Here is a 3,785-nt window from a genome sequence, read left to right as displayed (position 1 = left end):
CCGTTAAAAGATAAAAAAAGAGGGCAGACCGAAATCTGCCCTCCATGCAACAAGAATGTTTGGTTACTTCAGTTTTTCTTCAATCGCATCAAGCGTCTGCCCAGCCGAGACGGTGATCGGCGTGCCGGGGCCGAAGATTCTGGCGGCGCCGGAGGCGTACAGGGCATCGTAGTCCTGGCGCGGGATAACACCACCACAGACGACGGCGATGTCTTCGGCGCCGAGCTTCTTCAGCTCTTCGACCAGCTGCGGCACCAGCGTCTTGTGACCGGCGGCGAGGCTCGAGACCCCGACGACGTGCACGTCATTTTCGACCGCCATCCGGGCCGCTTCTTCCGGCGTCTGGAAGAGCGGTCCGACGTCGACATCGAAGCCGGCATCGGCATAAGCGGTGGCGACAACCTTGGCGCCGCGATCATGGCCGTCCTGGCCCATCTTGGCGACGAGGATACGGGGCCGACGGCCTTCCTTGGCAGCAAACGCATCAACCCTCTTCTTCACACCCTGGAATTCCTGATCGTTCTCAACCACTGATCCGTATGCTCCTGAAACAAGTTTGATTTCGGCACGATGCCGGCCGAACACCTTCTCCATGGCATCGGAGATTTCACCGACGGTGGCTCGTTGCCGCGCCGCCTCGACACAAAGTCCGAGCAGGTTCTCTTTAGTTTCGCATGCTGCGGTGATGGCGTCCAGCGCCTTCTGGCAGGCCGCCTCGTCGCGCTCGTCCCGCATCTTTTTGATCCGGGCAATCTGTGACTCACGGACAGCGGCGTTGTCAACATCGAGCACATCGATCGGGTCTTCCTCGGCGAGCTTGTACTTGTTGACGCCAACGATGACATCACGCTTCGAATCGATAGCGGCCTGCTTGAGCGCCGCCGACTCCTCGATGCGCAGCTTCGGCATGCCGGATTCGATCGCCTTGGTCATGCCGCCGAGCCCTTCGATCTCGTCGAGGATTTTCTGCGCTTCCTCGATCAGCGAATTGGTCAGCGATTCGACATAATAGGAACCGGCGAGCGGATCGACGACGTTGGTGACGCCCGACTCTTCCTGGATAATCAGCTGGGTGTTGCGGGCGATGCGGGCCGAGTGATCGGTCGGCAGAGCGATCGCCTCGTCCAGCGCATTGGTATGCAGCGACTGGGTGCCGCCGAGAACCGCCGCCAATGCTTCGAGGGTGGTCCGGACAACGTTGTTGTAAGGGTCCTGCTCGGTCAGCGACCAGCCGGAGGTCTGGCAGTGGGTCCGCAACATCGACGACTTCGGGTTCTCCGGATTGAACTGCGCCATCAGCTTGGCCCAGAGGAAGCGGGCGGCGCGCAGCTTGGCCGCTTCCATGAAGAAGTTCATGCCGATCGCGAAAAAGAACGACAGGCGCGGCGCAAAAGAATCGACATCGAGCCCCTTGGCGATCGCCGTGCGGACATACTCGATGCCGTCGGCCAGGGTGAAGGCGAGCTCGAGAGCGTTGTTGGCTCCCGCCTCCTGAATATGGTAGCCGGAAATCGAAATCGAGTTGAACCGCGGCATGAACTTGCTGGTATGCTCGATGATGTCGGCGATGATCCGCATCGACGGTTCCGGCGGATAGATATAGGTATTGCGGACCATGAACTCCTTGAGGATATCGTTCTGGATGGTCCCGGCGAGCTGCTCCTGGCTGACACCCTGCTCTTCGGCGGCGACGATGTAGTTGGCCATGATCGGCAAAACGGCACCATTCATCGTCATCGAAACCGAAACCTTATCGAGCGGGATTTCGTCGAACAGTATCTTCATATCCTCGACCGAATCGATGGCGACGCCGGCCTTGCCGACATCACCGACCACCCGCGGATGGTCGGAATCGTAGCCGCGATGCGTCGCCAGGTCGAAGGCGACCGACAGCCCCTGCTGACCGGCAGCGAGGTTGCGCTTGTAAAAAGCGTTCGATTCTTCGGCGGTCGAAAAGCCGGCGTACTGGCGTACCGTCCAGGGCCGACCGGCATACATGGTCGCCATCGGTCCACGGATAAACGGCGCCGAGCCGGGCATGGTATCGGTGTACTCGATGCCTTCAAGGTCAGCTGCCGTGTAGAGCGGCTTGACGGTGATCCCTTCCGGCGTCTCCCATTTGAAACCGGAGAGATCGTCGGTCTTCTTCTCTTTTTTCGCCTGGGCTTGCCAATCGGCCAGGCTCTTTTTCGGGAACTTGCTCATCGATCTGTTCCTTTCAATATGTATTTTAAACTCAAATATTTACGGGAAAATCAAAGCTTTAGATTCGAAAAAACATTTTAACGGAGAGCCGCTGAGGCGCAAAGAAAGGCAATTCAAAACCATAATATCTTTAAATTTCAACCTTAATTTATTTACTGAGTTGCGGTTTTCTCTGCCGCTCTCCACCTCTCCGTTAAATAAAGATTTGATTTTCGGTCTTCTTGGATGGTTACCGCGTCACAACAGCCAGGACCTGGACCTCTTCGTCATCCTTGGCCAGCAGGCGGTGCCGCAGCGAGGAATCGAAGTAGACGGCGTCGCCGGCTTCGAGGATAATCCGCTCTTCGTCGAGGATCACTTCGGCCGTCCCCTTGATAATCAGCAGGAACTCCTCACCATCATGATTGTACAGGGTTTCGTCTTCGGCGCGCTCCGATACCGTCAGCATGAACGGTTCCATCTTCTTGTTGCGCTTGCGATACGAGAGCGCCTCATAGGTATAGCCATGGCCGGTACCGGCCTTGGAAATGACCCGGCTGACCACCCGGCGGTCGAGTTTGCGCACCACCTCGTATTTACGTTCCTCTTCCTCTTCCTCGAAAAAATGGCCCATCTTGACATCAAAGAACTTGGCGATTTTTGACAAGGTGGCGATCGGCGGTGAAACGTTATTATTTTCGATTTGCGAAATCAGGGCCGGTGAAAACCCGGTCTCACGGGCCACGTCCTGTAGCGTAAGTTTCCGGGCTTTACGCAATCTCTTTATTTTCGAACCGATATGGAAATCCATGGGTACTATCACTCTGGGAGGAAAATAAAAAACGGTTTTATTCGAGCGTGTTATATATGATGAGACTAAAATTGTCAACGGAATTTTACTGTAGATAAAATTCAGGGTCCGCTTCGACAAAACTGATTTTTGCTGAGTTCGTTACGACCCAACCCCGCCTTGAAATCAGCGCTATTCGAGATATACTTTATTAGAAAATATAAATGACCAGCGTAGGAGGGCGCCATGAAATGTCCGGTTTGCAAGAGCAGAGAACACCTCGATACGGATCTCCATTCACAGCAGTTTTCCGAGCATATCATTGAGTGCAACGCCTGCGGTGCTGTCTGGTCGATGAATCACGGTCATCTCGACCTGGTTGATGACAGGCAGGGCGGCTCGTTTCTACAGGCGTCAACCGAAGCCGTCGAGGGCGACGATTACAATCAGATGGGATAAAAACGGGAAACGAGGGGTCAAGAGTAATGAGTGAAGGGTAGAGAGCGAATGAACACCCCCCTACGTATCGCGCCTTACTTTTCACGGCTTTTTAATAAAAAAGTTTCTTCGCAGATTATAGTGAATACAACGTTAGACTCCTTTTTCAGCTGGCTCAGGACAGGCAAGAAAGTCAGGAGCCGGTCGTACGATACGGCGGTATTGATTGGTTGGATGGGGACACTTCCCGAAGTTCAGGGAGGTGTTCCTGGAAACAGGAGAACCGCGCGGTCGCGGCCGCGCACTCCGCCATACTCTTTTATTAAGCCATAAAAGAGTATGCAGAAAACGGCTCCCTTGCAGGGGGCTTTTT

The 3,785-nt window shown here is 55.0% G+C and carries 3 protein-coding genes; 1 reads left to right on the top strand and 2 read right to left on the bottom strand.

Going from position 1 to position 3,785, the window contains the following annotated elements; genetic code table 11:
* Positions 1 to 63: 63 nt before the first annotated feature.
* Both C0623_14620 and C0623_14615 read right to left on the bottom strand, forming a co-directional pair.
* Complete coding sequence (locus C0623_14620; GenBank protein ID PLX97744.1) at positions 64 to 2,205, bottom strand: methylmalonyl-CoA mutase; 2,142 nt, start codon at positions 2,203 to 2,205, stop codon at positions 64 to 66.
* 229 nt (positions 2,206 to 2,434) lie between these two features.
* Entirely contained in the window at positions 2,435 to 2,995 is a 561-nt protein-coding gene (locus tag C0623_14615) for a Cro/Cl family transcriptional regulator (GenBank protein ID PLX97743.1), read from the bottom strand.
* Between the two features lie 225 nt (positions 2,996 to 3,220).
* Between C0623_14615 and C0623_14610 the strand changes: the two genes are divergently transcribed.
* Positions 3,221 to 3,433, top strand: coding sequence for a hypothetical protein (locus C0623_14610; GenBank protein ID PLX97742.1), 213 nt, complete (start codon positions 3,221 to 3,223; stop codon positions 3,431 to 3,433).
* The last annotated feature ends 352 nt before the right edge of the window (positions 3,434 to 3,785 follow it).

The sequence above is a fragment of the Desulfuromonas sp. genome, assembly GCA_002869615.1.
Taxonomy (GTDB): Bacteria; Desulfobacterota; Desulfuromonadia; order Desulfuromonadales; family UBA2294; genus BM707.
This window is presented reverse-complemented; position numbering and strand designations above follow the sequence as displayed.